General features: G+C 61.0%; 2 protein-coding genes. Both read left to right on the top strand.

Features of this window, described 5'->3' with window-relative positions; translation table 11 throughout:
* Window positions 1-287 (top strand): hypothetical protein (locus tag I5M_RS30460; RefSeq protein WP_040771862.1); only part of this gene is annotated, 287 nt, incomplete at its 5' end.
* 266 nt (window positions 288-553) lie between these two features.
* Window positions 554-1,634: hypothetical protein (locus I5M_RS30465; RefSeq protein ID WP_040771863.1), on the top strand; the 1,081-nt coding region annotated here is incomplete at its 3' end.

The following is a 1,634-nucleotide window of genomic DNA, read 5'->3' on the forward strand; positions in this document are numbered from 1 at the left end:
TCCGTGCTCTGGAAGCGACGGATGTGCAGAACAAGTCCGTTCTGGGGACCGGTCATTTGCAGGCGTCGAAGTTGGCCGATTGGGAACAGGTGACCATCCGGTTGGGGAGTAACGCTGGTTCACGAGAGGTGGAAGTCACCTTCTCGGTGGAAGCTGGTGATGTTGGTGCCCCCATTGGCTTAGCCCTGTATGCATCAGATACGAGCGAATCGAATGCGGCGGTAATCGACGGTCGGCAACGCGACGATTCGGGAAGGGTTGGCTTTGTCGTGCGGTACGCAAACTGACCTAACAAGGGAAGTTAAAGTTCGCCGGTAAGTCAAAATGGGCGCCTAACGTGCTGAATCGAATGAAACTGACCTCAGTTCGGCTTTGGTCAGGGTATGCTGACTCGGATGTGGGAGGAGGTACGCTCGCAATTTCACGAACTTTGATCATTATGGTCGCGGCGGCAATCCTGTTCCTCAGAATCCCCAGCGTCTTCACGCATCCCCAGCTATGGGGCGAGGACAGCGACTTTCTCTACGTTAGCCTTGCGCATGGATGGTCCGGGTTGTTCACCGTGATGGGCGGCTATCTGGTGTTTGCGCAGATGCTTGTCGGGATCATTGTCTGCAATCTTGCGCCGGTTCCCGCTGCGCCGATGCTGTTCAACTACGCCGCCGTCGCCCTGACCCTGCTGGTGGTCTGGATGGTGACCTCGCCGCGGCTCGAGCTGCCCTACAAGCCGCTGCTCGGCATCGCCATCGTCATCGTGCCGATGGGATACGAGGAACTCGGTACGCTGACCAATATTCAGTGGGTGCTGCCGATCGGCGCGTTCGCGCTGCTGTTCATGCGTCCCCCGGCGTCGATCGCCGGAGCAGTGGCCGAAGCCGCATTTCTCGGCGTGACCGCCCTGAGTGGCCCGTTCTCGATCTTCCTGACGCCGCTGTTCGCAGCGCGCGCATGGATGGCGCGTGACGCCGCCAACCGGCGCCGGCTGATCGTTCTGTCCTGCATCGTTGCGCTCGGCGCCCTGATCCAGATCGCCGTCATCTCGCGCAATCCCTCGATCCTGAACCTGGTAGCACCGACGCCCTATTCGTGGACGGTGTGGGTCAATCTGCCATTTTCGCAGATCACCACGACGTTCGGTCCACGCGTCTCGCAGCTGTTCCGCGCCGACAGCGGCGCCGCGCTTGGGCTCGGCCTGCTGTTGATCGCGGTGGTGCTGGCGTGGCTTCCGCCATATCGGGCGCAGAAATTGTTCATGCTGGCCTTCGGCCTGGCGATCGTGCTGTCGGGCATGTACAAATTTCGAGCGGCGCTCGAAACACAATACGCCTCCAACCGCTACTTCTACGCCGCCAGCGTGTTCGCGTTGTGGTTCATCTGCTGCCTGTCCGGCCGCCGCTACGTCAGAACCGTCTTCGCCGGACTTGTCCTGGTAACGGAGCTGCTGCTGCTGCCGCTGATCGCCAACACGCCGCGGTTTGCCAAGGACCTGGAGTGGCCGGTGTGGGCGAGCTATCTGAACAGCGGCCTGGCGGTGATCATCCCGACGACGCCGACCGGTTTCTATCTCAGCCTTCCGGCGTCGAAAGACGGACCGCTCGCGCAATTCAGGTCGTGGCCCGATCGCAACATCAACG

It is taken from the genome of Rhodopseudomonas sp. B29 (assembly GCF_000333455.1).
Taxonomy (GTDB): Bacteria; Pseudomonadota; Alphaproteobacteria; order Rhizobiales; family Xanthobacteraceae; genus Rhodopseudomonas.